The organism is Iodobacter violaceini, assembly GCF_011601265.1.
GTDB lineage: Bacteria > Pseudomonadota > Gammaproteobacteria > Burkholderiales > Chitinibacteraceae > Iodobacter > Iodobacter violaceini.
Genome location: NZ_JAAOLX010000005.1, coordinates 352,699 through 378,204, shown reverse-complemented (window position 1 = coordinate 378,204; position 25,506 = coordinate 352,699). Strand labels below are relative to the sequence as shown.

Here is a 25,506-nt window from a genome sequence, read left to right as displayed (position 1 = left end):
GGCAAATGTATTTTGTAACCGGCACCGACACCGACGTTGGTAAAACCATTGCCACAGCCCAGCTTTTGCGCGCTTTTGTGGCGGGCGGCCAATCGGCGGTGGGCATGAAGCCGGTGGCGGCAGGCTGCGAGTGGCGTAGTGGTCAGCTTTGGAATAGCGATGTGGCAGCACACGCCGCAGCATCGAATATCTCAGCCCCCGCTCATCTGGCCTGCCCCTATTTATTTGAGGCCCCTGTTTCGCCCCATTTGGCGGCCAAAGATGCAGGTCAGGCTTTAGATTTGGATTTGATGGTAAGCGCCGCAAATGCGCTGCAGGCGCTGGCGGATGTGGTGCTGGTGGAAGGCGCGGGCGGCTGGTTTGCACCTTTGTCAGAAGACGCATCCATGGCCGATTTAGCGACACGTTTACAAGCACCGGTGATTTTGGTGGTCGGCATGCGTTTGGGATGTTTAAATCACGCCATGCTGAGTGCTAAAGCCATTTTAGCAGCAGGTTTGCCATTAGCAGGGTGGATTGCTAATCAGCCTGATTCAGTAATGCCGCGCTATGCCGAGAATGTGCAATATCTGCAAACGCATTTGCCTGCCCCTTTGCTGGCTGAAATCGCTTATAGCCCGCTGGCCCAGGATCAGGCTTTACCTGCTCAATCAATAGCGGCAATTGCTTGTAGAGCGGGTGCAAAGCGCACTATAAATAACTGAAAGGATCATGCTGATGTTTAAGGCTCTGTGGTGTGTTTTATGTCTGGTTTTTTTGACTTCTTGTTCCAAGCCTCAGTTTCAGGGCAGTGATATTAGTGGCAGTAATTTAGGCGGCGAGTTTACTTTAAGTGATCATTCAGGTAAAACGCGCTCTTTAGCCGATTTTAAAGATAAAATCGTTGTGGTGTTTTTTGGATATACTCATTGCCCTGATGTTTGCCCGACCACAATGATTGAATTAAAAAATGCGATGCAGCAATTGGGTAAAAAAGCAGATCAGGTTCAGGTTTTGTTTGTTTCTGTTGATCCGGAGAGAGACACAAAAGAAGTATTAAGTCAGTATGTACCCGCTTTTGATTCAAGGTTTTTAGGTTTATACGGCACGCCGGCGCAATTATCAGAGATCGCTGGCCGTTATAAAATCATTTATCAAAAGCAAGTAAGCGGCAGTGGCGATTACACAGTGGATCATAGTGCAGGCAGTTATTTGCTGGATAAAAACGGCAAGCCGCGTGTAATGGTAAGCTATGGTGCGGGTGCAAGTGTATTTGTGCATGATTTAACACTTTTGCTTAATGAATAATTAATGAAGGCGAGAAATCCGTGGGTGAAAGCGAGCAAGTAAGTCCGATTCCGGATGGTGAAGATATTGAGGCTTATCGGATCACGGCCCCGATGGAGATTGGCGCAGTGCTGCGCACGCTGGCGCAGCGTGGAACATTTATTACCATCTATGTGAATGAAGGCCGGGAGTTGATTTTATCCCGTATTCTTGAAGTGGATATTAAAGGTAAAACCTTTATTTTTGATGTGGGCGGTCATGCCGAAACCAATCAGATTTTACTTAATTCTGCCCGCTCCCTGGTGCTGGCCATCCCCGATGGCGTAAAAATACAATTTGCTGTGGGCATTGTACGCAATTGCAAATATGAAGGCGGCCCCGCATTAACTGCTGCTTTTCCTGCAGATTTAATTAAGCTGCAACGCCGCGAATATTACCGGCTGCCCACGCCTGTTGCACGGCCTTATCGCTGCCAGATGACTTTTGCAAATGGTGCGCGTGAGTGGGTTAATTTGCATGATGTTTCTTTAGGCGGTATTGGTGCATGGGTGCCTGATGAGCTGAAGCCCTTAATTGAAAGGGGGAATGTTTATAATGAAGTTCCTTTTGATTTTGGTCCTGCCGGAATTCTGAAGCTTAATTTTGAAGTACGCTCATTACGCCAGCTGGAGCAAAGGCCAGGGCAATTTGCATGGATGATGGGCTGTCAGTTTGTTAATTTGCCAAGGCAAACCGAAGCGAATATCCAGCGTTTAATGGCGCAGCTGGAAGCCGAAAGGAAAGCTTTAACCGGATAATGTCCGGGTTTTAAATAACAAAAGGGGCGAAATACATCGCCCCTTTTTTTATTGTTGTTTTAGAAATTGCTCAGTCGTGGGCCATTTTAATTGCAGCCTGAGTTCTTTCTTTAAACGGATATTTTTCAGCCGTCTTGATTCATTTAAAAACGACATTAAGCCGGCAGATAATACTGCCGGGGCTTCCTCGCGCTTAATGCGCGGCGGATGGGGCTGGCCAATAAAATCGGCAACCTGATCGAAATAATCACCCATTTTATGCGGCTGATCATCCGCCACATGAATGGCGCGTAATGGCTTGCCGCGAAACAAGGCAATGCTCACTGCGCGGGCTAAATCATCGGCGTGGATATGATTAGACCAGCTGTCTTCCTCTTCGATCAGTGCCGGCGTGGCTTGCATAATGCGCTGTACAGGCAAGCGCTCTTTGGCGTAAATGCCAGGGGCACGTAAGATCGCCAGCTTGATCTTTTGTGATCTGGCCCATGCTTTTAAGCAGCTTTCAGCCGCTACCCGGCGAATCGCTCTGGCTGATTGTGCAGAGAGGGGGCGGGTTTCTGCCACCCATTCACCCTTGCAATCTCCATAAACGCCACTGGTGCTGATGTAGGCAAGGTGACGAGGTGTTAGAATCGCTGACTTATCGAAACCTGTGTAGCGCTCCATTTTGGCAATAAAGCGCTTGCAGCGCATATCTTCCGCACCATCGCCTGCTGGCGGCGCACTGTAAACCACCCAGCGGGCCAGGCCGGATAAGCGCTTTAGGCTCGCTGCATGGTCTAAGTCGCACAGCACAGGAATGACCCCAAGCTCACGCAGCCTGGCTGCCGCTTCAGCGCTTCGCGCAGTGGCATACACTTTAAAACGTTGAGTTAACCAAGGCAGGGCGCGGATCAGTACATCGCCGCACCCTATAATAAGTAATCGATTTTTTCGCATAGCGGATCGCAATGAGCAAGCAACTTACTATTCTACCAAGTGGCCAGCAAATCGCCATGAATGATAATGAAACTATTTTAGACGCGGCCATGCGCGGCGGCTTTAATATGGCTTACGGCTGCAAAAATGGCGCATGTGGCTCGTGTAAAGGCAAAGTGATTACCGGCGAAGTGACTCACGGCGATCATGCTGAAAGCGCTTTATCCGCAATGGAACGTGAAAACGGCTATGCGCTGTTTTGCTGCGCCAGCACTGATGCAGATATCACGATTGAATGCAAAGAAGTGGCTGCCAGCAAAGATATTCAGATTAAAACCCTGCCATGCCGTGTGCAGACCATAAATAAAGTTTCACACGATGTGGCCGTGCTGTCGCTTAAATTGCCAAGCAGCGAAAAGCTGGCCTTTTTAGCCGGGCAATATATTGATATCCACACCAAAAATGGTAAGAAACGCTCGTTCTCGATTGCCAATGCGCCGCACGATGCTGAATACCTGCAACTGCATATTCGCCACGTAGCAGGTGGTGAGTTTTCTGATTATGTATGGAACACCATGAAAGAGCGCGAAATCATGCGCTTTACCGGCCCTTTGGGCTCGTTCTTCTTGCGTGAAGACAGCGATAAGCCGATTTTACTGATTGCGACCGGTACAGGCTTTGCGCCGATCAAGGGTATTTTGGAGCACGCTTTTAATAATGGCATTCAGCGCGAAATCGTTCTGTACTGGGGGGCACGCACTCTGGCCGATATTTATATGCCTGAGCTGCCATCCGAATGGCAGCAAACGCATTCAAATTTTACTTTTATTCCTGTTTTGTCTGAGCCTGCCGACGCAGATGCATGGAATGGCCGTACCGGGCTGGTGCATGAAGCCGTGATGAATGACTTTGCTAACCTCGAAGGCTACCAGGTGTATGCCTGTGGTGCTCCGGTGATGGTAGAGGCGGCGTACACGCATTGTGTTTCACGCGGTTTGCCAAATGATGAATTTTTCTCTGATGCCTTCTTTACTTCCAAGGACTTAGCGAAATAGTTAAGATTAAGGCTTGCCTTAATAAGCGTGATGAATTATTCTGCGTGCCGTTGCCGATGTAGCTCAGTTGGTAGAGCACCTGACTTGTAATCAGGGGGTCGCGAGTTCGATTCCTGCCGTCGGCACCAGAAAATATTTAAGGGTAAGCTTGGCTTATCTGGCAGCACAATTTAGTTGTAAAGTTTTACGCCGATGTAGCTCAGTTGGTAGAGCACCTGACTTGTAATCAGGGGGTCGCGAGTTCGATTCCTGCCGTCGGCACCAGTTTTACAGTAGTAAAACCTAAGATAATTAGGCGTTGTAAAAGTTTATGCCGATGTAGCTCAGTTGGTAGAGCACCTGACTTGTAATCAGGGGGTCGCGAGTTCGATTCCTGCCGTCGGCACCAATTTTTGACCTGGAACGTGTTGCACGTTCCAGGTTAAATATCTAGTTAGCCTCATGATTTTTCCTCAGCAGTAAATCCCAAAAAACACGACCTGTTAAGCATGTGCCCTAGAAGCTAAGGCCATGCTTTTTCGCTTGCGTAGCATTCTAATGAGAATTTTATCTTTAGGGTGATTTCTTCGCGATACGCAAAGTACAGACGAAAAAAAACCTCACGGCAAATGAGGTTTTTTTTCAAAACAGGGTGCGCCTAATTTCTTACCGGAGATTGCGCACCGGTACTCCCAACAACTGCGGAAATTGTACATCGGCGATGCAATTTCCGCAAGGTATATTTGCGTGAATAATTCATGTAATCAACGTATTGCGCCGCCGATCGCGCACGATTTTCGCTTGCCGAAAAAGTCGTCCTCTTTTCAAAAAGAGGGGGTGTGTCAATGAGCACTAACCCCTCCATTCGCGACATTAGCGTCGCCCTTTCTACTCATGTCGTTAATCAGGGCTATGCTCGCCCTGGCAACCTAATTCTGCTCATTTTAGAGCTGGAACACTGGTTTGAGGTCATGAGCAAGAAGGGGAAAAAAACGTTCTATAAATTTTTAGAACCATCTCCAAAGCATCGCCTGTACAAAGAGGGTCAGAGCATGTGTGAGGCGCTTCATCTGTCTGCTAAAACTGTCAGGGCTTCATTTGACAGTGTTGGCTCACGTTATGAAAGTGCGACCGCATTTTTTGCTGAAGCTGAACCTTTTAAAGGCAAATTGTATGCCTCGTACTATGACAGAAAGCGTAATCTAATGATCTGGGTGCGTAATTCGGAGTTGATTCAACGCGTAGTAAGTCGTTTCTTTCCCGGCTACAAAGCCAGCAATCAAGCCAAAAAATCCCGTTCTACAACAGCAAAAACTCCCGTTCCCTTATCTGTACAGGATGTTGGTAATTCTAAAACCAAACCACAGGGTGATAACCAGCTTGGTGTGGATAACTCTACCCCTACTGGTGCAGCTTCTCAGGTTGTTAAGCCTATTGATGCTTCGGGCCAAATCGCTGGTGCTTCAAATGAAAATGCATCCAGCCAGGTATTTGAAGCAGATAGCGCCAAAGTTAAAACTAAAAAAATTGGTGCTGAATTTCTAAATTTAATTGCAAAACTGCTCCCTAATAGTCAATGCCGGACTATCGAAATATTGATGAGGCAATGTCAAAAAACATATCAACCTGACGTTGCTCGAATATTTCTTCAAAAATTAAGCATAAAACAAATAGCCAAGCCTATTGCGTACTTCAATGCGCTAGTCAAAAACGCAAATAATGGTAAATTGAATGTGCCAGATTATTTCTGGAAGGATGATGATGCACCATTTGCTTCATTCTCATCTTCAGAGCATCACGTAAACAATGATGCTGGTGTGGGGGAGGATCTAAACTCGCCTCTGCGAATGACTGGCCTTCAGTATGTTACCCAAAATTTACCTGTTCCAACGTTAAATGACGACTTGGTTAATTCATTACCTGCGTATATGAAATTATTGCTTAATAAAAATTTGATAGCTAATTAGGGAGCTATAGAAATGAATGAAATTACATCTGTGAGTTTGAGACACGAAAAAATAAGAAAAAATCTTAATTATCGTATTTTAATGCAAATTCGCGACGAAATGATTCGTGATCCTGCTTTGGCAATGGCGGAGTATGGAATTCATCCCGCAGATGTTGATTTATTGCGCGATGGTGATGTTGAAAATCTAAAGGCTATTGCCGATCGCATGACATCACCCATTTTCAAACTAAAACCTATTTCTGCGTTGCAGCAGGGCTACGGAGTAAATATGGTTGTATTTCATGAGATGAGAGATGCAGAAAATGCCTAAAAACTCCTGGATTGAGGTGATAGATGAAAAGCACAGGCTTGAATATCTGGCCACTTCATTTTCAGCATTAGGAGCTCGTTCTGAAATTCTCGAAGTTATTTTTCCAACAATGCATTTGAAACAGCGTATTCGTTTAGCGCCAAATTATAAAAAAATGGGGCCACGGCCTAAAACGACATCCGGTGAGTATTTTTTTAGATCGGTAAAGCACGTTATTGAATTTTCTTTTTGTTTATCAGAGTACCGCCGATTAGAGTCTGCTGGTTTTGATTTATCAGAATCAATGCATGCAACCATGCGCTTATATTTAGGTATTTGTGATATAGCCGGGATTGAGCCCCGTGTTTGCATAAATACACTTTGGGAGCTAATTACGCACGTCAATACAAATCATGTAATGGAGGTTGTTTGCTCTAAGAAAAATTGCGGACGGCTATATATCCTGCCCTCGTTTGGATTTAGGAGCACCTATGTGTGCCCTATATGCAATGGGTCAATGGCAAGATGGATGGCAAAAAGCAAAAGTCTAACAGGCATCAAAAAAAACAAGAAAAATTAATAGACCAGACTAGGCTACTTCGTCTTTGTTGCTTAATTGTGTCGTTTTTTTGCAGACTTACGCGCTTTTTTTTTCCTGATTTTATGGTTAGATATATGGGATAAATTTTATAAGTCACCCATCTTATGTTTAAGCTGTTTTCACGACAAAAGCCTACGGACAAAGCAAGAAATGAACCTCAGAAAAACACGCTTAATGTAAATCGGTTGACTCAAGATTTTCAGTACGCGGAGATCGAAAGAAAGATTTTATCTCTACTCAGTATGCCAAACAGTGCTGAGTTGGTTTCCTTGCCGATTCGACAGCTTGCCTCCTATATCGGCCAGCAGCCATTAACGAGTAATGCTGAGTTTGCACATCCAGGTGGGATGTTAGAGTTTTGCATGAAAAGTGCTTTTTTCTGTGTGCAGGCCACAGATGGAATAATTTTTTGTGCCGCTGAAACCATGGCTCAAAGACGTAAGCTCGAGCCTGTATGGCGTTATGCAGCATTTTTGGCAGGATTGTATCAAGGTGCTTGCTGGCTCCTTGATGGAAGGGTAGTACGCGCAGCGGGCCTGCATGATTGGAATATCTACAAGGGACCACTTGCAGAGTGGGAGATGGAGCATGGCACGGCTGTTGCCAGTTGGCCGCACAGTGTAATGACATCCTTTGTTCATGCCCGAAAATTATCACCTATCGTTTTTTCACAACTCGTTTCAAAAAATTCTCTTAATTATCTTATTGAAGCGGATGTGCAGATTTTATTTGCATTGAATAATGCGCTCTATGGAAGCAGTGAGCAAACTGTCTTATCTAATCTTCTCAATAAAATCATCACTAAATTAATTGAGCATGACAAATCTCTTTCTCACAATTTCTCAACATCACGGCAGGATATTTATCTTGAACCCAAGATTATTGACAATATTCGATTCCTTATTGAAAGGAATCGATGGAGTGTTGACCTCGGGTTGGGAATTTTAAAGAAAGATAAAAGTTTATTTGTTAATGTTGAATGCATTGATGAATTGATTGAATGTGCATTGATTAATGGGTTTGTGGATATTCCACGTAGCAAAACAACGATTGTTGATACATTGTTGAAGTGCGGTTTTTTTAGTACGTCAACAGGTGAACATTCTCCATATGAAATGGTGGAATTTAATGGTGTATTGATTAAATCTATCAAAGTGAGAGATCCTGCTAGTTTATTACCTTTAGACTCATCCTTTAGTGCTCCAGATCCAGTTTCCACGCCGAGTGTTTCTCGTAAAGGTGGGGCTGCTTTAGTGCCAGAAGCACAAATTGATTTATTTAATGCTAATACCCAAAATGAGGAGCTTGGGGAGGTTAATAATCCTGACGAGTCCTTTGTTGAGATTCCATTTGCGGATCTGGTTAAAAAATTAGATCAAATTGGGCTTTTGGTTCTTGAAAGTATTGTTGATGACTTGCGCCAGTCAAATGAAGATACAAAAAAGCATTTTATTCATACAGACGATGACATTCAAATTACGCTTGATTTGTTAGGCCAGTATGGAATTGATGCTAAGCGTGTTGCTCAATCGTTAGAAGTCGGAGGCTTTTTTAAAACAGAGGCAGGTAAAGCCACGAAGAAGAAAGTGAAGGTCGATGGCAAGTCACTGGATGCTTATACCCTGACGAAGCCAGTGATGCTTTCTATTTTGGGCACATTATCTACTGTTGAGCCTACCAATGGCCCTGAATAACTATAAAACCCCTTGGAGGCCGACTTACGAGGCAACAGCGGCACTTGCTTGGTCAACAACAGGGATTGGTACGCTCATTGCTGCAAATGCAGCAGGACTGCCTCTTGGTACGGCTTCTATTTATGCTGCTTTTGCACTTTCTTTTAGTGGCTTAAGGCTAAAGCAATCATGGGATAGCTGGGAAAAAAAATATACTTTGCAGATTAAAGAGTTGCCCACTGTTAAGTCAGAGCAGCTGCAAGAATGGTGCTTGAAGGTCCCTGATGCAATATGGTTGGGCTATGGGTTTGAATGGCATACAGAGCATTCCCAGCGCTTATATGACTTGATGCGTAGTAAGCCCGAGTACCTGGAAGTCCCTGGCTGGTATAAAAAACTTAGAAAGTCTAATGGCATTATCGATAGTAATCCAATTGGTGCACCATGGATTCATGGCGTTGAAACTGAAGAAGTATCGGTTAGGTTTTCAATTGTTGCCCAAGCCGGGCACACGCTAGTTGTTGGCACAACGGGATCGGGCAAGACTCGGCTTTATGAAACGGTAACAACTCAGGCCATCCATCGTGACGATGTAGTGATTTGCATGGATCCTAAGGGTGATCAAGATTGGGCTGAACGCTTAAGGAAAGAATGCTTAAGAAAGGGGAAGCCGTTTGTATATATCCATTTGGCGCACCCTGAACTATCCGCCAGGATGGACCCGCTAAAAAACTGGAACAGTAAATCTGAGATTGCTAGTCGTTTGACATCTGTGATTGAAACGATAGGCAGTGGTTCGTCGTTCAGTACTAAATATGGCTGGCAGGTCATGAACGATATTGTGAATGGCCTACTGTTGTTAGGTGAGCGCCCCACAATTAAGAAAATTGCAAAAAATGCCTTGCAACCGCCTATTGAGCTGGTTGCTCGCGTGTTAGAAAAGCTACTGAAAGAACATCTGGGCATTTCTGTCTTTGAGCAGGCCTTAGCGGGGAAGAAAACAAAAAACATCCATCGTGGTGAAAAGCTGATCGAGCTGTTTTCAGAGCACATGTCTGATTATGAAGATCCAGATTTAGAGTCCTTGATCGCGTCAGCTGGGCATGATCAGAAGCACTACTCTAAGATCATGATTGAAGTTATTCCAATTTTGAAAATGCTGACCTCAGGGGAGGTCGGGGATCTCTTTTCACCTGATGCTGCTGATATTCATGACACGCGAGAAATTTGGGATTGGAACCGGGTAATTAAGCAAAAAGCATGTGTTTACGTGGGCTTGGACATGCTGAGTAATGATGTGATCGGAACCGTTATCGGCACATCGCTCATCGAGGACCTAAAGGCGGCTGCGGGTGTAAGGTATAACTATGATTCCGACCCAATTAAAATTAGTGTATTTGTTGATGAAGCCTCTGAAACTGTCAATAAAGGGTACGTCCAGATTTTAAATAAAACGCGTGGCGCAGGTTTTAATAACACGTTTGCGACACAAACCGTTGCTGATTTTACCGCTAAAATGGGCACGCAAGCGGAGGCCACTCAGTTGTTGGGTAATGCCAACAACTTAATTGTACTAAGAACCGTTGACACAGATACATGGGACTTTGTTACCCGCAAATTTGGGATATGTCCCATCGAAATTGAAAACGAAACACAAAATGTTTCTACATCCTCAGAAAAAAACCTAGCTCATTTTGGTGGGGGGATGTCCAAATCAAGAGGTTTTCAAGATATGGATAGAATCCCATCTGAATGCTTAGGGGCTCTTCCGAATCTTCAATATTTTGCAGTTATTGCGGGTGGCACGATAGTTAAAGGTCGTTTGCCGATTATCACTAATTAAGAAATAAAGACAATGAAAAGACCTCAAAATTATCACAATGTAATTCGTAAAGTTAGAACACTTTGGCCAGCTGCAGATCATGCAATTAATAGGCTGCAGTTTGAATTGGGTGATTTTCCTGGTTGTAAATTTAATGACGAACCATTATTTATTCGCTGTCTGGCCAATGCAGCAGATAAATACACTGCTGCAAATCAACCGCAAACAATCGAGGGTATGCGAATCTTTTTACTGGGTTTAGTAGAGCTCACGTCTGAGGTTGTTCATTGTAAAGCGGCATTTCACATTGGGAATAAGTCATTAAACTGGAGGCCGTTTGTTGAGCCCTATACGGAGTTCCGATCTTTAGTGAAGCAATCTCCTGATTTTATTTTAGAAGATTTTTTGGAAGATCATACCCCTCAGTTTGATGAAATTGTAGTCCATATGATGTGTAGCCGAATTCTTGATATCCCAGGTATGGCTACGTTGTATCGTGACTCTGTAATAAAAAAGGCATTGTTAAAATGTCTTTCTTAATTCACTTTCGCATCTGGCTACTTATAATCATTGGTGTGATTTTTTATGGGGCTTTTACCCAAAGCCCTGTTGGCGCTATACGTGGAATTCAGTATGAAATTTCTGAATTAAAATCTCACGTCGGTAGCGGCTCTAGTGAATGGATTTCTACAAAAGTCGATTCTACATATAAAATTGTGATGACTTCTGAATATGTTCGCGCTGCAATGCGAGATTATATCGTTTCTGATGCTGAAGTAGACCATACGAGAGAAACCGTCGGCGAGGGCATTTCAAAAAGTAATAACGTAATGTCGAAAGTGGTCGCTACATCCGTAATTTTAGGGTATCGGTTTATCTTGCGCTCGCTGGTTTTTTGCTTATGGGCAATACCATTTTCAGTATTTTTTGTCGGTGTTTTTTTTGATTCAAGGGCGAATAAGCTAATTAGGAAATTTAATTTTAAATTATCAAACCCTATTGTGTTTAATTTAGGTGAACATGGGGTCATTGCATTAGTTGGCTTGCTGGTAGTTTACTTGTGTATCCCTGTATATATTTCAACATCAATGGTCCCTTTGTGGTTTGGTTTTATTTCTGTTTCATTGTTTATGATTTTGTCTAACTTGCAATTAAATAATGATTAATAATTTTTGTTTTTAAATTATTTTTTAAATGTTTAACGCCCTGATTTATAACCTTGGATTGCTCCACGCACTAGCCCTGATGCAGCGCCTATTAACCGATTGAATAGTTTTGGTTCAAATCCATATCCATAATATTTGTAGTCATTCCGCAAATGTGTCAAATTTCTTAATACTATTGGTGAGTATTGCTCACGATGAGAATCTATCCAATTCTTTTTTTTACTTAGTACATCAAAAAAATCTTTATTATTTACATGTACTTGATTGATCGGAAGTTCCACGATCCCATCTATCGCCTTATTTATAACCACCCACTCGCCAGGTTCAATAGCGTGTGAGTGTGAATAAGTTTCACTATTTTTCCTATTTTTCCTATTTTTAATAAAATTAGCGCAATAAAAAATATCTTCAGCAGGCAGCTGGAACTCCAATGTAACTGGGTAATTAGAATACCCACCATCATCACCAAATGAATTGAGTGTATCCATTTCGAATTTTATAGTTGTTTCGTTATAAAATTCTGCTGCCAGCTTCATTCTGCTAATTAATGTTGCATAGTTACTTTCTTGAGTATCTCTCCTTGTGTTATCGCAATCATAAACTCTTCGAGTCAGTATAACTTCTTTAAGATTAGCTTTAGCTAGACACTTTTGCGTGTGCTCATAAATTTTTAATGTTTCTTTTGTAATCTCATCTACAGTATTTCTATCAAGGCTAGATAGTATTTTTTTTAAAGTATTGCTTTTTTCACCAAAATACATTCCTGTAGTGAGTAATCGGTCAGGTAAAAAAGGCAGGCGATAAATATCAAGAGCTCGGCCGACAAAAAAAGATAAAAGTGCTGTTGAAACGCCTTTGCTTTTTGTGAATCCGGGTAGAAATTTATCGTCTTTTGGTAAAAGGTCTCCATAGGTTATAAGGCTATACAACAAATCATTTTTTATTTCAAAAAGTTGGTTTTGTAGGTGAACAGAAAAATCATTGATGGAACCACGATCTCTGAAGTATGCATAATTAACTGGAAATAAGAAATTTTGATTTGTTGTATTCAACATAATTAGCCAATAGTGGTTGTAAATTATTTAATTAAATATCTCAGTAAGTTGTGCTAACGTAACTATCGTCGATTTAAGATTTATACCAAAAAAATTCTTAAGTTAATTATCAACTATTACTTTCCTAAGAGGGAAATAAATGTAAAGACAATGATGCATTGTATTTCGAAGTCTCATTCTTTGCATATATCCATATATAACTAAGCCTTATTATGCCTCTTTCTCCTGAATCCTTCATGTTAGCTGCATAGGGCACAGCGACGTTGGATGGTAACCTTATCTCTCAAATAACCTACTTTGGCAAGGCCATTCCTGTGTGGGAGTTAGTTAGAGCAAAATCATTCTCAGGATAATGTACTAAGTACAAATACTTACCTGCTTAGTATGTAAAATATGTAATTATTCAAGGGGTTTGTAATTTTTTTGGCAGGTAAGCATAACATCGGGTAATCTAAGCGATTATTAAAATCGTGGAATGCCCATGCGCCTCGACCAGCTCCTTGCTTCTTTTGCGGCTGCCTTTAATCAGGATCAACGCCTTATCAGCCTGCAACTTGGCGACGGGGCGGCATGGGGTGAGCAGCTGTTGCCGCAGCAGGTCAGCGGCAGCGAGGGGATGAATCAGGCTTACCGCTATCAGATTGATTGCTTATCACCCGATGGCAGCTTAGAGCTTAAATCCTTACAGGGCCTGCCCATTGTTTTATCGGTGGCCGATGCCAATGGCAGCGAGATTGAGCGCTGTGGTGTGATATCCCAAGCGCAGTTGCTGGGATCTGATGGGGGCTTTGCAAAGTATGCGCTGACGGTAGAGCCACCGTTTGCTTTACTCCGCTACCGCCGCACTTCCCGCGTGTTCCAGGATTTATCCGTGCCGGATATCGTGAAGCAGGTACTGGCCGAGCATCAGGCTAAAAACCCTGTGTTTGCATCGGTGCAAACGCTGGATTTCAAATTATCCGGCACGCACGGCCCGCGCTCTTATTGCCTGCAATACCGCGAATCTGATTACGACTTTTTAGTGAGGCTGATGCAAGAGGAAGGCTTAGCGTGGCGCTTTGCTCATCTGCCGGCGACCGAGCGAGGTAGCGCAGCGTCGCGAGGAAGCAATCCCCAGGTGCAATTGGTGATCTTTGACGATGCCTTTGCTGTACCCGAGGCACAAGACAGCCAGGTGCGTTTTCACCGCGCGGATGCCACCGAAGAAAGCGATGCCCTTACCGAGTGGAACAGCCAGCGTCAGGTAGGCAGCAGCTCGGTATCGCTCGCCAGCTTTAATTACAAAGCCGCCAACACCAGCCACACCGCCGATCATAGCGCGGTGGATCAGGGCGATGGCGGGCAGCAAATTCAATCCAGCTTTGAAGATTACGACGCCCAGACGCACTATTACGCCAGCGATGCCGAAGGGCTAAGCCACTACGCCAATTTGCGTCAACAGGCCTTGGATGGGCAAAAGAAATCGTTTACTGGCTCTGGCACTTTGCGCAGCCTGCAAGCCGGGCAATGGTTCAGATTAGAAGACCATCCCGCCCACGAATGGGATGCGGCCGAGCAGCGCGAATTCGCCATTACCGAGCTTAAATTCACTGCGCAGAATAATCTGCCGGCGGATCTTACCCAGCAATTGCTGCAAGTTTCCCCCAGCCTGCTGGCCGCAGGCGCGGCGGATGCCAAGCCCTACCAGGCCGATTTCACCGCCCAAAGACGCGGCCAGCCGATTACCCCCGCCTTTGCCCATGAGCCACTGAGTAAACCCAAAAGCTTTGGCGTACAAACCGCCACCGTAGTTGGCCCACAAGGCAGCGCTGCCGACTCAAGCCAACGATCGGAGGTGCATACCGACGAGCAAGGCCGGATTAAGGTGCAGTTCCACTGGCAGCGTGCCGCAGAGCACCCCGAGTTTGGTGCAAACCTGGATGACAAATCATCCTGCTGGATACGTGTCTCTATGCCGAGTGCCGGCGCAGGCTTTGGTCACCAGTTTATTCCGCGCATTGGGCAGGAAGTTTTAGTCGACTTTATCGAAGGCGATATCGACCGCCCCATCGTCACCGCCGTGGTCTATAACGGCAGCCACCCGGTGCCGACATTCAGCGGCGCAGGCGCTTTACCCGCCAACAAAACATTATCCGGCATCAAGACCAAAGAACATGAAGGCGGCCAATACGGTGAGCTGCTGTTTGACGATGCCAAAGGCGAAGTTCGCACCAAATTATCCAGCGAGCATGGTAAAACTCAGCTCAACCTTGGCTACTTAATCCACCCGCGCACGGATGGAAAAGGCGAACCACGCGGCGAAGGCTTTGAGCTGCGCACCGACAAGCAAGGTGCCATTCGCGCCAGCGGCTTACTCATCAGCACCGAAGCCAAAGGCGGCGCATCCGGCAAACAGCTCGACCGCACACCAGCCCAAAGCCAGCTGGAATCCGCCCTGGAAACCGCCAAAAACCTCGGCGAATACGCCACCAAACAACTCGCCGACACCATCGAAACCGGCGACGATGAACAAACCATCAAGCCCGACAACAGCCCCGGCGACAAAGCCAGCCACGGCCATCTTTACCACCACGTGCACGCCAGCAAAAGCTTTGAAGCGGGCAGCAACACGGATAAAGACGGTAAGACAAAATCTAAAGAGCAGGCTGGCCAGCAAAAAATCATCCTGCTGCACAGCGAGGATGGCGTAGCGATCACCACCCCGCAAAGCCAGACCATTAGCGCAGGCAGCAACCTGGATCAGGTCGCCCAGCGCGACACCAACCAAAGCACCGGCCGCCGCTGGATTCATAACGTCGGCCAGCACATCAGCCTGTTTACCGGCGGCATTAAAGACAAAATCACCATGAAGCTGATCGCCGCCAAAGGCCAGCTGCAAATGCAGGCCCAAAGCGACGACATCGAAATCACCGCCGACAAAAACGCCAGGTTCACCGCCATCAAAGGCAAGGGTCTCTTCAACGCCAAACAAGAAATCCTGCTCACCGCCGGCGGCGCTTATATCCGCATCAAAGACGGCAAAATCGAGCTGCATGCACCGGGGAAAGTCAGCATTAAAGGCGGGAGCCATGATTGGAGCGGGCCGAAGAGTTTGAATGTGACGCCACCGTTTTTACCCAAGGGCGAGTGGAAAAATGCGCTGGAGTTGAACTATCACTACGACGATTTGGAACCCGTAAAAGGTGCGCCGTATAAGCTGACCTTTAGCGATGGCACGATTATCGAAGGCAAGCTGGATAAGCAAGGCCATGCACAGATTAAGGGGGCACCCCCGCTTCCCTACACCGTTGAATACGGCGAAGATGAACGGCCATGGCAAGCCCCTCCTCTTGAAAATGATCAGGCATACAAACAAAAACAAAGCGAAGCAGAGCGCATTCTTGAACAAGAACGCTTACAGCAAAATAAACCACGTTTGGATGAATCAGTATGAGTTTGGGCGACGATATTTCAAAATTTTGCAAAGACCTGATCTTGGGGGATTTTGAGCAGCAACCTGGCAATGCCGCGATGGTGATTGGCGGATTGGTCTCTTTAATTCCTGTTGTTGATCAGGTGATGGACGTGCGGGATGTATCCGGCATGATTTATCGAATTAACCGCAAAGGTACAAAGAATTGCAGCAAAGATGATTGGGTTGATTTGGCGTTAGCAGCCTTTGGTTGTATTCCTGAAGTCGGTAGCCTCTTTAAGACCATCATCAAACCACTTTGGAAAAGTAGGAAAGCATTAAAGGGCGCATTACGTGGGCAAGCTTTCCTTGAAAGCATGTTAGGTAAGGGAAAAGGTGCTGCGATAAAGTTTATGAAAACCTTTAACTGGGCAGGAAATACTCAGTTAGCGCTTCAACAAACCATGCTTGCCCTTGATTTATGTGACCAGCTACTTGGGCAACTTGCCACGCCTCACTGGTGGTTACCTGCTGATATTGAAGGCCTTGCACACGACTTACGCCCTGAGCTTAAAAAAATACGCGGTCCCCTTAGAACAGGAGTACAAGAAGGTAGCAAGGCGTTACAAGAATTTGTGACCGAGCTACTTGGTGAAGATGGATATCGTGTAGCACAGCAACTCGCTGGTGTTGCAGTCGGCAGTACTTCTGGGCTAAAAAAACCTGGTGCCAGCAATAAACATAGCTCCTCTCCTGCTCAACAAAAACCGCATAAGCCCGTTGCTGATAAAAACGTGCAGGATGCTAAGAAAAAACCTTCTGGTCATGACAACACAACGCGGAGCACGAAAGCAGTCTGGGCTGAAATTGGGAAGCGTTACAAAGCACTGGTAGGTGAGCACATGGCCCATTACTACCATATGGCTAAAGTAAAAGCAGAGTGGCAACAACATGGTGCCCGTACAGGGAAGTGGTTGAGCGAAGCTAAATTAGTCAGCGAAGCTGGCCATGAAGAAACGCCTACTGAACTCTTTCCAGAGCATTTAGCCCGCGTTAATCAAAATGGCGTCGATGGCCTATGGTCATTGGGCAATGAGGTTTACCATTTTGTTGAAGCCAAAGCTTACGAATCAGCTGGCCGTCTGTTTGGTGCAGGAGCAAAAGAAATACGCGAGCAAAAAGAGAAGATTCCACCGCCTGCAGGCATGGATGAACGACAAATGACATTATGGTTTATGTTGGGGCAGCCGAATAAAGGCTTGCAAATGTCTAAAGACTGGTTAAAAGCAACTGTGAGACAAGTTGAAATGAAATCAGATGCCACAATTAATAATCGTTGGGTCTATGTCTTTTTTGCTATTCCAGGTAATAGCAAGCCTCCCAAAGAATACGTGGGGCTTAGGCCAGGAGCCACGCTTAAGCAAGGTTTAGCCTCAGGCATTCTTGAGCATATTGAAGTCAGTGCGGAGGTGGGGTTTAGAATGCTTAATGGCGGGGATATTTATGAAATGGCTTTACACGATAAGCATAAAGCGAAGCATGAATATTCAGATATTTTTACTGCAGCAGAGATTGACTCAGTAAGTGAATTATTTAAAGAGGCAAAGAAATTAACGCCTCTGAAGAAAGCCAAAGAAACACCTAAGCCTGCAGATAAAAAACCTTCAGGTGGAAAATCAAAAAGAGGGGGTAATGCCTAATGAATGCATCTGAAATAACTAAAAATCGTCGACAACAATTTTTATACCCTGATTTATATAAGAATTGCCTTGATTTCCAGATAAAAAGCATTCAAATGGAATATAAGAATGTCCAGGCAGTGCTTAATGACCCCCAAAGAGGATGTGGGCATTCTGATCATGCTCTATACCAAGCCTATGTTTATCACGAATCCTTCTGGCTATGGATGCTTGACTACACCGCAGGTATTAATCTTGATGAGTTAGCCCTGCGCTTATCAGGAATAGTCGATTTATTTGATGAGTGGTTTAATGTTGAAAAAGCATATAACCAGCGTCTAATTAAAAAGTCTCCCGAAAAAAATATTGATCCAAACGCTGCTGCGCCCGATTTTTATAACCAACTAAATTATGAAGATACACTACAGTTGCTCTCTGTTGCCATTATGCTGCGCGACCAATCTAGTGTGCAGCGCATTATTAAAGCACTTAAGTTCTATCGGCAACGTGATGGCTTATTCGAGCAATTAATTTTTGATTTTGTGGATGATGGCTTAGATACATTCGAGCTATTTCATGACGACCCTTACAAACTTCTGCTGCAGGTCTATTTTGACCCCGAAGGCACGGAAGGGCTAGGCTTGATACAGCAATATCTTAAAGCTTGGTATCCCGCGCAAGAAGGTGCGCGTTGGTACGATGCACATCGTAAAATTATTGATGATAATGCCCCTTATTATGGCTATTGGGCATTTGAGGCGGGTGCAACTGCCTATTTATTAGATCTGGACGACAGCCAAATCGAGCATATGGTTTACCCCAAAGATTTAGTTGCCTATGCAAAAAAACTACGTGATGAGGGCCGCTATACAAGTCGTGAAGGCGATGCGGAGAAGCCGACTCAATATCGTGTTATTGCCAAGCAAAGCTGCACACGTGATGGCTATTGGCACACCCCTGCCAAACAAAATAGCCGTGCCCTGTTTAAACAAGGTGAAGTTATGCCTGATTTCCCAACATCTACTTATGGCGCTACGATTTGGTACTGGGATGCAAATCAAGATTAATTGTTTATAAGCTCTTTAAAAATATATTTTTCAACAAATAGTAGGCTGGGTATATTCGGCCTGTTATCAAAATGGGCCGGATCAGCCAGCAAACGCTAACGGGCAAAACCAATAACCAGCGTAGCTATCCGTACGATCCGTTTGGACAGCTGCTGGGCATTAACGACAGCCGCAGTGGACAGATCAGCTATCAATACGACTCGGTAGAGGACGCCTTATCGCCGCCAATAGCCGCCTCGGTCATGAAAACGTCGTCTTTGATCTCGCCAGTAATTTGGTCGATACAAACAACACGCTGGCAGCAGCTTACCTGCCATGCCCGCCGTACTCGGCAACCTTTTAAAGCAATACACCGGAACGCATTACAAATATGACGCTCGAATCAATCTGATCGAAAAGCAGCAAGGCGAATAAAGCACCCAATACACTTGGGATGGCTTTAACCGCCTGAGAAAAATTAGCAACGCAGCAGGTGAAACCTAATACCTAATTTAAAGGTTGCTAGGAAAGATAAAGGGGAGGCGTAAAATTAAATCCGCTATTTTAGTTCCTAAGGGGATTAATTAAAGTAGAATTTAATAGTGACTTTCTGCATAGGTACGTGAGGAACTTGAACGTATGCTTTTTATTAGCTAGAAAAGTGGAGGTGAAGGTTTTATGTCTTTAAAATAATTTACCTAATTATGTCTATTGCTCCAGAATCTTTGATTTAGCTGCTTACACGGCGCAACTAATTCGAATGGTTAAATGGGGGAACGTTTTTATTCCATGTCCACTTTACTGAAACTGGGTAATGGCTGTGTGGCGACTTGACTGAGTAAGAGACATAATCATGATAATTTAAAATCTATTCCATATCTTTAGTTACAAGGAAAAACTAATTTTATAGTTGCATAATATGGCTAAATATTACCCCTATGAATTAATCGTGGCAATTATTGAGCAAGCTGAAGCTGGAGCCACAAGCAAAGAACTAAGCCTTAAATATAGTATAAATAAACATATGATTAGTGAGTGGCGGATAAAATATAAAGGAATGAATCTTGCCATGATGGAAAATAGGAGAAGGTTGATTCGGGAGAGAATTGCCAATATAAAAAAGAAAAATGCTGAACGGTTGCCTGAGAAAAGAAAAAAGGAAAAATTAGAGAATATACAACTTCACCGCTCCTACAATTTTCTTTCTATTCCCTACGCCGTGCAGGAAGTCATTCAAAACTGGAAGGAACTGAAAAACGATGGCGTGACACGTGCACATATGGCTGTAACTCGACTGAAAATTATTCAGAACCTTGCTAAAGCGTGGGGCGGGGAATGCCTGTCTGCGGAATATAAAACCCATCTAAGTTATATGTCCATGCGTTGCGCAAAAGGGCATAACTTTGAGATCAAGCCACGACGTTTGATATATGGCAGCTTCTGCCCTATTTGTTATAAGGATGAGGATGCAAGTCTAAAATCACTACAAGATTTGGCCGCGGCTCGTGGCTGGCAGAGTCTAGCAACTGAATATAAAAATTGCAAAACTCCCGTAGCATGGCGTTGCGATCAGGGCCACGAATTCAATGCATCATTAGAGTCAATTCAAAATGGTACTGGCTGTATGCAATGCCACAAAGATAGCCATTGGTTCACGCTGGAAAAAATGCAAAGTATTGCAAAACAAAGGGGAGGGCTTTGCCTGTCTGATCAATATACCCCTTATGATCCAATGCTTTGGCAATGCAAACGAGGCCATATATGGAAAGGTATTCCAACCCCGATTGCTCGTGGTTCTTGGTGTCGAGTGTGTGGGTACATAGGCAGGATTACCCGACCAAATAGCAAGGCATGGAGAAAATACCTTGATGCTTTATAAAAGTAAGGCGGGCGATGCAAGGCTATTGTGCTAATGACACAGTAGCTTGATCAATCGCGCAATGGCCTATATGGCCGCCTTAAATCTAGTCAAGTGGTGGAAATGCCTATTAGGCCTTATGCGACAAATACGACGGGATGGGTGATCTGTTGAGGTCGGCTGCTACAAAATGCCATTTTCCTGCAGTGCCATATTTTGCAATTTGCCCTCCATCAAAACAGAATTTTAGGAAATTTTTTGCATTGTATCAATAATTTCAACCTGTCTCTGTTGTTCGAAAATTATAAAAAATCAACCCATGCTTGAATACATTGATGATTAATAAATTATCATAATCCATACTAAATTTGATTTTTGCTATTGTTGTGTTTTTTAACTTAGATATAGTGTTCTTATCTGAGTGGTTAAAGAGAATTAATGTGATTAATCAAGATAAATGTTCTTTAATGACATCAACTAATGATTTATTAGAACAAACTGACACTATTCCTAGTTTTGATGCCGTTACGTTAATGCCAAAATTAAAATCAACCCGCCCATTTAGTCGTCCTTTACATAGGAACCTACTTGGTAAGCTCCGCTCGGTGAAAAATAATGCGGTGGTTGTTGCTGCAAAAGAAAACTCAAACTACCCATTAGTAGAGTCCTTTCATTTGGCATGGTGTGATGGTGGTGCTCCTGATCGGTTACAAATTGGTGGGTATATTTGCTCTTCTAAGAAAAATATATTAGTAATGTATTCTGATCTGGCTGAAGGTAGTAATAGTGTTGATGCTGAAATAAATTCAGTATTGCGTGTTATGGCTCTAGCTGCTGATATGGGAATAAGAAAATTAATCATTCACACTGATGCATTGGCCGTTGTGAAGTTTATGTCAGGTGGGATCCCTTATTATAAAAAGGACGGGGCTGAAAAGACGCTTAGTTTGAGTTTGAATGAAACTGTAGAGAGAAGAAATTACCTATTAGAAAGCTTTGACTATTTATATGTAGTGAAGGTTGAAAGAAGTTTAAATGAATTAGCTGATGCATTATGCAAGCGAATGCAATCAGTCCCCCTTCGGTTGATCTCTATGCGCATTGCTGAGCACGGCACTTATTGGAAATCTGTTAATCAAGGAACAGTGATTTCTAGGTCACCTGCCGCTTTAAATAATCTGGATACATTGATTCCTTTGTGTCATGGCACAGAATTAAATCGACTACGAATGATTTTGGATGGTTGGAGCAATACAAATTTTGCGAAACGAATTGTTAATGCGACTTTGATGGGATTTAACCCTATTTCGAATGCATTAGCTGAATCATCAAAGGCTGAAAGAAGGGTCGTGAACCTTGCTCGGCGATTAGTGCCACCTACACCTGTTTACAAAGCTTTATCGACTGCCGCGTAAGCAAGGGCTGAAGGATCCAGATATGAAATTATCCATTACAACTCAGAAGATTTTAGATCAATTCGGTTTGGTAATTGGCTTAGGTGGGCAAACTGAAATTGTGGATTTTTATCTTGCAGGTGAGTGTTATGTCCATCATTCATCAATGCCTACAGCCTTAGCTGGTTTTACTATGGTTTCACCTGAATTTGCTCTGGGGCGTTTCCCAAAAGTAAGTTTTATCGATTTTATTCAGAAGCGCCCAGCTATGGATGAAAGGGAAATTCTTGCTTTTGCAGCGGTGTGTGGGATTGATGTATCACCACCGTTTTGGAGCAATCCAGAGCCATTTGCAAAGCATCTTTGGGATGTCATTGCACGACACCAGTTGGACGTATTTTTTGAGCGAGTGGAAGGTGATTCTAGACTTGGTGATCACTATTGCATGCGCCCACGGGGGGGTAATTGGACCGACCCTGATCAGCCCGAGCTGCCCAATGTGCTATCCCAATGGCGTGCTGAGTTTCGTTTGTTGTCTCTTACTAAACAATTGATGGTGGCCACGATCTTACAGCTATATAGGCAGGGGCCTGATCATTATTGGATGGTTCGTGTTCCGAAAAAATGGCATGCGTGTGAAGGTATTAATGAGCTCAAAAAAAGTGATGCACTAGGTGATTGGGCTAGATTGTATGCACTTTACCCTGGGTGGTGATTGGCATTAAGAGGGCAAGAAAAAGATAAGCTCTAAATTTATCGCAGTAAAATGTGTATTCCTAGTTTGCAATACCTAGCCGCCTACTTCATTTTTTAACGTCAATAGGTGGCCAGGTTGATCTAGTTAAGTGAGTCTATGCTCAATGTAACGGTGTAGTTTCATCTTCAGTCTCTGCCAATATGACCGCATGACTGTGTAGTAAGGCTATAAAAGCTGTTTTTGTGAGGCCTGCTTCTTTAGCAAAACTCTGAACTCCCGCTAAACCAGCAGTTGTTAGTAGTGTGGGCGAAAGCCCGTTGTCTTGCGCTTGCAATGTTTCGCAAATTAAATCAGCCGTCATGTTCATTTCTTCGTGCCTGCCGTCAATTGGACGGATGCTCGAGAGATCCAGCTTGGCCGTGGATTTTTCTAATCTTAGTGTGCCATCTTCCATTTTTAGCTGAAGCATCTCACCCGGTTCGCTGCCGAGGCTTTCCAGTTGGTCATTCATTGATTCCACTTGCACGTACATTTTTTGCAAAAAAGCATACAAGGCATCTTTGTTGGCGTGCTTATCTTTAAATGTTTTGATCACGTCTGCCAATGCACTAGATGGCATTGGTATCGGTGCGGCTTTGATAAAAGCCTTAGCTACTAAAGTAAAGTACTCCTGCTCGCTGTATTGATCAGGGCTTGGAAGGTTGGATAGTTCAAATTCCATAAAAACTCTGTGATGCTGAAAATAGGCAGGCATTGTAATGTGTAAATCTGGGCAATACGAATGAATAAACTATGTGTGCAGATTTTTCTCAATTTATCCACACGCTCTTTCGCATTTATCCGGTGACTTGGGAGGAAGCTCTCGGCCATTGCCGACACTGGTTCGCCGACAGCATGAGTGACGGGTTTCGAAAATAAAGCTGCCGCTCTGTGAGCTAAGCTCAGCTTCAGCTCCTCGGCCAAAACTGACGTTACGCCTTAGATTTCTCTTGATCCGCAATGTTTCAGAAAACTGTCGTTCGCCCGAAATCGTTCTGAAACGCTGACGGGTTGGAAACTGCCAGCGACAACTTAATTTCGCTTGCCGATTGAAGGGGATCTTAATCCGCAGTCAGCTTTGGTGCTCGCTTCCGTGTGGCTGATGAAGGCAAAAACGGCAAGCACTCAAACAAGCGTTCTGCATAGACGAACCCCATTTGTCTGACCGCGTCCTTATCGAAATACAGCAGCCAGGCGGCAAGCAATGCCAGCGAAATAAGCAGTGTCAAACCTGTGGCAAGCCCCGGATCGGCAAGGTGTACCGGGTCAAAATGGGGGGGTACTACCTGCAGAATCTTTGCAATCAGCAATCCATAGACGATGCCCAGAAGGCACGACACGATGCCGACGGGCTTCATCGCCAGCATATTGCGGTGAAATCCATAGGAGATGTTCTCTTTCAGCAAGAGCTGCTTGTTGGAACGCGTGAGTTCGCGAAGCCGCTTTGTGGCGCCAACGTAGATGTCGTCTGCCTTGTCAGGGCTTGCTGATTCTTCTTCTGCCGTTGGCATGGCCATGCCCAGCTTGGCTGTTATCGCCGTGTGGTAGCGCTGCTTGCTGACACTATCGAGAAACTTGTCGCGATGGCGTAACGCGATGGTTGTCGGCATACCACCCCACTTCGCAACCAAAATTTCTTCAAGTTTCTTTCCGCGCCCGCGAGCCACGCTCGCAAGCGCATAAATGGCACCGCAGCCACCAAGTAAGCCAATCACGCCTGTAAGTACCGGGTGCTTTGCGCCGTACACGCACAACAAAGGAACGAGCAGCGGTAACACTACAAGCAGTCCAGGGATCATGCACGCCTTGCGCTCATAGGGGTCTTTGACCAGTTCAAAAATAGTTGTCATGGGCGTTTAGCTTTGGGCCGACAAGGCATCAATATAGGGTTGAATTTCATCGCGGTTCTTCAAAGTGATCTGCTGCGCGAGAGGGTCGGGTGCTTCTTTGGTATGCAAGCCCAAACGTCTCAGCGTGTAGTACAAGAACGCTTGGCGGCATGGAAGTTTGACCTGCCCGTCTTCCATTCCATAGTCTAACTCTAGGACTCGTTTCTTGGCAGCGGGCAAATCGGGGTGCGGCGCAAGCACCAGCGTCAAAACAGTTTGCCAGTGCGAATCTTGGCTGGCGTCCACTTGGCTCGCTTCGAAGCCGTCGATGTGCAGGATTCGGGCGAGGACAAAATCACTGAAACGCTGGCGTTTGTGGCAAAACGCGCGCATGTGCCAGCGGAAACCGTCATTGCCAAGGGCGTGGGGAGACAGCAGACGTACCGATTCGTCCATGGACGTCATGGACTGGTAGCTCACCCAAATGGCTTCATGCTGCCGAATTGCCCGGACCACTGCTTCGACGGTCTGTTCATTAATTGTGCGCCAGGGGGATGGTGCCCAATCTGCCTCAGTTGCTGTGCCGATAAAGCTGGCAGCAGGCTCGATGACTCCCATATTGGTAGCCAGCAGCTCCGCTAGATAGTGTTGCGCCGAGCTTCGTTGGAAAAGCGGGTGAAAATTCGGCCCTGCCGCGTAAGTCTTGGAGCTGCGGTCGTAAGTCAGGTTGTTCGGTGCCAACTCCGTGTACTTGGCAATGTCCAGTGACGCTTGGGGAATAGATATGCCGAAGTGCTCAGTGAGATCCATTCGATTGATACGCCTCTCCCAGCGCAAACGGAAATCGATGAATTGAAGTCTGGCCTCCAATCCCCAGCTTAGCCCTTTGGGCTCAGCAGGATCAGCGGCAGTAATAGCGGGCTCTTGCATCATTTGCGCCTAAAAAGTAGACGGATATAAAAAATAGTCGTACATTAACTATA

22 protein-coding genes and 3 tRNA genes are annotated in these 25,506 nt (G+C 44.9%); 20 read left to right on the top strand and 5 right to left on the bottom strand.

Features of this window, described 5'->3' with window-relative positions; genetic code table 11:
- Nucleotides 1-5 precede the first annotated feature (5 nt).
- From bioD to HA050_RS22480, 3 genes are read left to right on the top strand one after another with little or no spacing between them, the layout of a single operon-like run.
- Nucleotides 6-704 (top strand): dethiobiotin synthase, encoded by a 699-nt coding sequence (bioD, locus tag HA050_RS12115; protein ID WP_240929046.1) that lies wholly within the window; start codon nucleotides 6-8, stop codon nucleotides 702-704.
- Between the two features lie 13 nt (nucleotides 705-717).
- Entirely contained in the window at nucleotides 718-1,287 is a 570-nt protein-coding gene (locus tag HA050_RS12110; protein ID WP_166826372.1) for an SCO family protein, read from the top strand.
- Between the two features lie 20 nt (nucleotides 1,288-1,307).
- A complete protein-coding gene (locus tag HA050_RS22480; RefSeq protein ID WP_166826369.1) occupies nucleotides 1,308-2,063 on the top strand; it encodes a flagellar brake protein in 756 nt (251 codons plus the stop codon).
- A 48-nt stretch (nucleotides 2,064-2,111) separates the two neighbouring features.
- Here the strand turns inward: HA050_RS22480 and HA050_RS12100 are convergent, their stop codons facing one another.
- Nucleotides 2,112-3,002, bottom strand: a complete 891-nt coding sequence (locus HA050_RS12100) for an NAD-dependent epimerase/dehydratase family protein (RefSeq protein WP_166826366.1) — start codon at nucleotides 3,000-3,002, stop codon at nucleotides 2,112-2,114.
- Between the two features lie 11 nt (nucleotides 3,003-3,013).
- On the opposite strand from HA050_RS12100, the gene HA050_RS12095 reads away from it, so the two are divergent.
- The 11 genes from HA050_RS12095 (at nucleotide 3,014) to HA050_RS12045 (ending at nucleotide 11,535) form a co-directional block, all read left to right on the top strand.
- Complete coding sequence (locus tag HA050_RS12095; RefSeq protein WP_166826363.1) at nucleotides 3,014-4,036, top strand: CDP-6-deoxy-delta-3,4-glucoseen reductase; 1,023 nt, start codon at nucleotides 3,014-3,016, stop codon at nucleotides 4,034-4,036.
- A gap of 52 nt (nucleotides 4,037-4,088) precedes the next feature.
- Nucleotides 4,089-4,164, top strand: a tRNA-Thr gene (locus HA050_RS12090).
- Between the two features lie 60 nt (nucleotides 4,165-4,224).
- Nucleotides 4,225-4,300: transfer RNA gene (locus HA050_RS12085), tRNA-Thr, on the top strand.
- A gap of 48 nt (nucleotides 4,301-4,348) precedes the next feature.
- Nucleotides 4,349-4,424 (top strand) — tRNA-Thr (locus HA050_RS12080).
- 436 nt (nucleotides 4,425-4,860) lie between these two features.
- Nucleotides 4,861-5,982: a hypothetical protein gene (locus HA050_RS12075; RefSeq protein WP_166826360.1), complete on the top strand. Its 1,122-nt coding sequence runs from the start codon at nucleotides 4,861-4,863 to the stop codon at nucleotides 5,980-5,982.
- Nucleotides 5,983-5,994: 12 nt separating this feature from the next.
- Complete coding sequence (locus tag HA050_RS12070; RefSeq protein ID WP_166826357.1) at nucleotides 5,995-6,294, top strand: hypothetical protein; 300 nt, start codon at nucleotides 5,995-5,997, stop codon at nucleotides 6,292-6,294.
- Complete coding sequence (locus HA050_RS12065; protein ID WP_166826354.1) at nucleotides 6,287-6,853, top strand: FlhC family transcriptional regulator; 567 nt, start codon at nucleotides 6,287-6,289, stop codon at nucleotides 6,851-6,853. The genes HA050_RS12070 and HA050_RS12065 overlap by 8 nt, the downstream gene beginning before the upstream one ends.
- A 125-nt stretch (nucleotides 6,854-6,978) precedes the next feature.
- Nucleotides 6,979-8,568 carry a TraI domain-containing protein gene (locus HA050_RS12060; RefSeq protein ID WP_166826352.1) on the top strand — a complete coding sequence of 530 codons (1,590 nt, stop codon included), beginning with the start codon at nucleotides 6,979-6,981 and terminating at the stop codon, nucleotides 8,566-8,568.
- Nucleotides 8,555-10,390 (top strand): conjugative transfer system coupling protein TraD, encoded by a 1,836-nt coding sequence (gene traD / locus HA050_RS12055; RefSeq protein WP_166826349.1) that lies wholly within the window; start codon nucleotides 8,555-8,557, stop codon nucleotides 10,388-10,390. Before HA050_RS12060 ends, traD begins: the two co-directional genes overlap by 14 nt.
- A 12-nt stretch (nucleotides 10,391-10,402) precedes the next feature.
- Nucleotides 10,403-10,909 carry a hypothetical protein gene (locus HA050_RS12050; RefSeq protein ID WP_115226378.1) on the top strand — a complete coding sequence of 169 codons (507 nt, stop codon included), beginning with the start codon at nucleotides 10,403-10,405 and terminating at the stop codon, nucleotides 10,907-10,909.
- Nucleotides 10,897-11,535 carry an IncC plasmid conjugative DNA transfer DtrJ family protein gene (locus HA050_RS12045; RefSeq protein ID WP_166826346.1) on the top strand — a complete coding sequence of 213 codons (639 nt, stop codon included), beginning with the start codon at nucleotides 10,897-10,899 and terminating at the stop codon, nucleotides 11,533-11,535. The genes HA050_RS12050 and HA050_RS12045 overlap by 13 nt, the downstream gene beginning before the upstream one ends.
- Nucleotides 11,536-11,567: 32 nt before the next feature.
- On the opposite strand, the gene HA050_RS12040 is transcribed toward HA050_RS12045, so the two are convergent.
- The gene (locus HA050_RS12040) at nucleotides 11,568-12,590 is read right to left on the bottom strand and encodes a hypothetical protein (RefSeq protein ID WP_166826343.1); all 1,023 of its coding nucleotides are present in this window, start codon (nucleotides 12,588-12,590) and stop codon (nucleotides 11,568-11,570) included.
- Nucleotides 12,591-13,071: 481 nt separating this feature from the next.
- Between HA050_RS12040 and HA050_RS12035 the strand changes: the two genes are divergently transcribed.
- From HA050_RS12035 to HA050_RS12010, 6 genes are all read left to right on the top strand, one after another.
- On the top strand, nucleotides 13,072-16,023 hold the full coding sequence (locus HA050_RS12035) for a type VI secretion system Vgr family protein (RefSeq protein ID WP_166826341.1): 2,952 nt from the start codon (nucleotides 13,072-13,074) through the stop codon (nucleotides 16,021-16,023).
- Nucleotides 16,020-17,681, top strand: coding sequence for a hypothetical protein (locus HA050_RS12030; protein ID WP_166826338.1), 1,662 nt, complete (start codon nucleotides 16,020-16,022; stop codon nucleotides 17,679-17,681). The genes HA050_RS12035 and HA050_RS12030 overlap by 4 nt, the downstream gene beginning before the upstream one ends.
- Nucleotides 17,681-18,727: a PoNe immunity protein domain-containing protein gene (locus tag HA050_RS12025; RefSeq protein WP_166826336.1), complete on the top strand. Its 1,047-nt coding sequence runs from the start codon at nucleotides 17,681-17,683 to the stop codon at nucleotides 18,725-18,727. Before HA050_RS12030 ends, HA050_RS12025 begins: the two co-directional genes overlap by 1 nt.
- An 898-nt stretch (nucleotides 18,728-19,625) precedes the next feature.
- On the top strand, nucleotides 19,626-20,585 hold the full coding sequence (locus HA050_RS12020) for a zinc-ribbon domain-containing protein (protein ID WP_166826334.1): 960 nt from the start codon (nucleotides 19,626-19,628) through the stop codon (nucleotides 20,583-20,585).
- Nucleotides 20,586-21,004: 419 nt separating this feature from the next.
- Complete coding sequence (locus tag HA050_RS12015) at nucleotides 21,005-21,979, top strand: ribonuclease H family protein (protein ID WP_166826331.1); 975 nt, start codon at nucleotides 21,005-21,007, stop codon at nucleotides 21,977-21,979.
- A gap of 22 nt (nucleotides 21,980-22,001) precedes the next feature.
- The gene (locus HA050_RS12010) at nucleotides 22,002-22,673 is read left to right on the top strand and encodes a hypothetical protein (RefSeq protein WP_166826328.1); all 672 of its coding nucleotides are present in this window, start codon (nucleotides 22,002-22,004) and stop codon (nucleotides 22,671-22,673) included.
- 142 nt (nucleotides 22,674-22,815) lie between these two features.
- Here the strand turns inward: HA050_RS12010 and HA050_RS12005 are convergent, their stop codons facing one another.
- The 3 genes from HA050_RS12005 to HA050_RS11995 all read right to left on the bottom strand — a co-directional run bounded on the left by HA050_RS12005 (nucleotide 22,816) and on the right by HA050_RS11995 (nucleotide 25,456).
- Nucleotides 22,816-23,376, bottom strand: coding sequence for a hypothetical protein (locus tag HA050_RS12005; protein WP_166826325.1), 561 nt, complete (start codon nucleotides 23,374-23,376; stop codon nucleotides 22,816-22,818).
- A 379-nt stretch (nucleotides 23,377-23,755) separates the two neighbouring features.
- The gene (locus tag HA050_RS12000; protein ID WP_166826322.1) at nucleotides 23,756-24,544 is read right to left on the bottom strand and encodes a hypothetical protein; all 789 of its coding nucleotides are present in this window, start codon (nucleotides 24,542-24,544) and stop codon (nucleotides 23,756-23,758) included.
- Nucleotides 24,545-24,550: 6 nt separating this feature from the next.
- Nucleotides 24,551-25,456, bottom strand: a complete 906-nt coding sequence (locus HA050_RS11995) for a WYL domain-containing transcriptional regulator (protein ID WP_240929045.1) — start codon at nucleotides 25,454-25,456, stop codon at nucleotides 24,551-24,553.
- Between the last annotated feature and the right edge of the window lie 50 nt (nucleotides 25,457-25,506).

What these genes read in the sequence shown, in the direction of transcription:
- HA050_RS12030 (WP_166826338.1), top strand. Translation starts at nt 16,020, where the DNA reads ATGAGTTTGGGCGACGATATTTCAAAATTTTGCAAAGACCTGATCTTG.
- HA050_RS12075 (WP_166826360.1), top strand. Translation starts at nt 4,861, where the DNA reads ATGAGCACTAACCCCTCCATTCGCGACATTAGCGTCGCCCTTTCTACT.
- HA050_RS12010 (WP_166826328.1), top strand. Translation starts at nt 22,002, where the DNA reads ATGAAATTATCCATTACAACTCAGAAGATTTTAGATCAATTCGGTTTG.
- HA050_RS12040 (WP_166826343.1), bottom strand. Translation starts at nt 12,590, where the DNA reads ATGTTGAATACAACAAATCAAAATTTCTTATTTCCAGTTAATTATGCA.
- HA050_RS12020 (WP_166826334.1), top strand. Translation starts at nt 19,626, where the DNA reads ATGGCTAAATATTACCCCTATGAATTAATCGTGGCAATTATTGAGCAA.
- HA050_RS12070 (WP_166826357.1), top strand. Translation starts at nt 5,995, where the DNA reads ATGAATGAAATTACATCTGTGAGTTTGAGACACGAAAAAATAAGAAAA.
- HA050_RS12050 (WP_115226378.1), top strand. Translation starts at nt 10,403, where the DNA reads ATGAAAAGACCTCAAAATTATCACAATGTAATTCGTAAAGTTAGAACA.
- HA050_RS12100 (WP_166826366.1), bottom strand. Translation starts at nt 3,002, where the DNA reads ATGCGAAAAAATCGATTACTTATTATAGGGTGCGGCGATGTACTGATC.
- traD (WP_166826349.1), top strand. Translation starts at nt 8,555, where the DNA reads ATGGCCCTGAATAACTATAAAACCCCTTGGAGGCCGACTTACGAGGCA.
- HA050_RS12025 (WP_166826336.1), top strand. Translation starts at nt 17,681, where the DNA reads ATGAATGCATCTGAAATAACTAAAAATCGTCGACAACAATTTTTATAC.
- HA050_RS12000 (WP_166826322.1), bottom strand. Translation starts at nt 24,544, where the DNA reads ATGACAACTATTTTTGAACTGGTCAAAGACCCCTATGAGCGCAAGGCG.
- HA050_RS12065 (WP_166826354.1), top strand. Translation starts at nt 6,287, where the DNA reads ATGCCTAAAAACTCCTGGATTGAGGTGATAGATGAAAAGCACAGGCTT.
- HA050_RS12110 (WP_166826372.1), top strand. Translation starts at nt 718, where the DNA reads ATGTTTAAGGCTCTGTGGTGTGTTTTATGTCTGGTTTTTTTGACTTCT.
- HA050_RS11995 (WP_240929045.1), bottom strand. Translation starts at nt 25,456, where the DNA reads ATGATGCAAGAGCCCGCTATTACTGCCGCTGATCCTGCTGAGCCCAAA.
- bioD (WP_240929046.1), top strand. Translation starts at nt 6, where the DNA reads ATGTATTTTGTAACCGGCACCGACACCGACGTTGGTAAAACCATTGCC.
- HA050_RS12060 (WP_166826352.1), top strand. Translation starts at nt 6,979, where the DNA reads ATGTTTAAGCTGTTTTCACGACAAAAGCCTACGGACAAAGCAAGAAAT.
- HA050_RS12005 (WP_166826325.1), bottom strand. Translation starts at nt 23,376, where the DNA reads ATGGAATTTGAACTATCCAACCTTCCAAGCCCTGATCAATACAGCGAG.
- HA050_RS12035 (WP_166826341.1), top strand. Translation starts at nt 13,072, where the DNA reads ATGCGCCTCGACCAGCTCCTTGCTTCTTTTGCGGCTGCCTTTAATCAG.
- HA050_RS12045 (WP_166826346.1), top strand. Translation starts at nt 10,897, where the DNA reads ATGTCTTTCTTAATTCACTTTCGCATCTGGCTACTTATAATCATTGGT.
- HA050_RS12095 (WP_166826363.1), top strand. Translation starts at nt 3,014, where the DNA reads ATGAGCAAGCAACTTACTATTCTACCAAGTGGCCAGCAAATCGCCATG.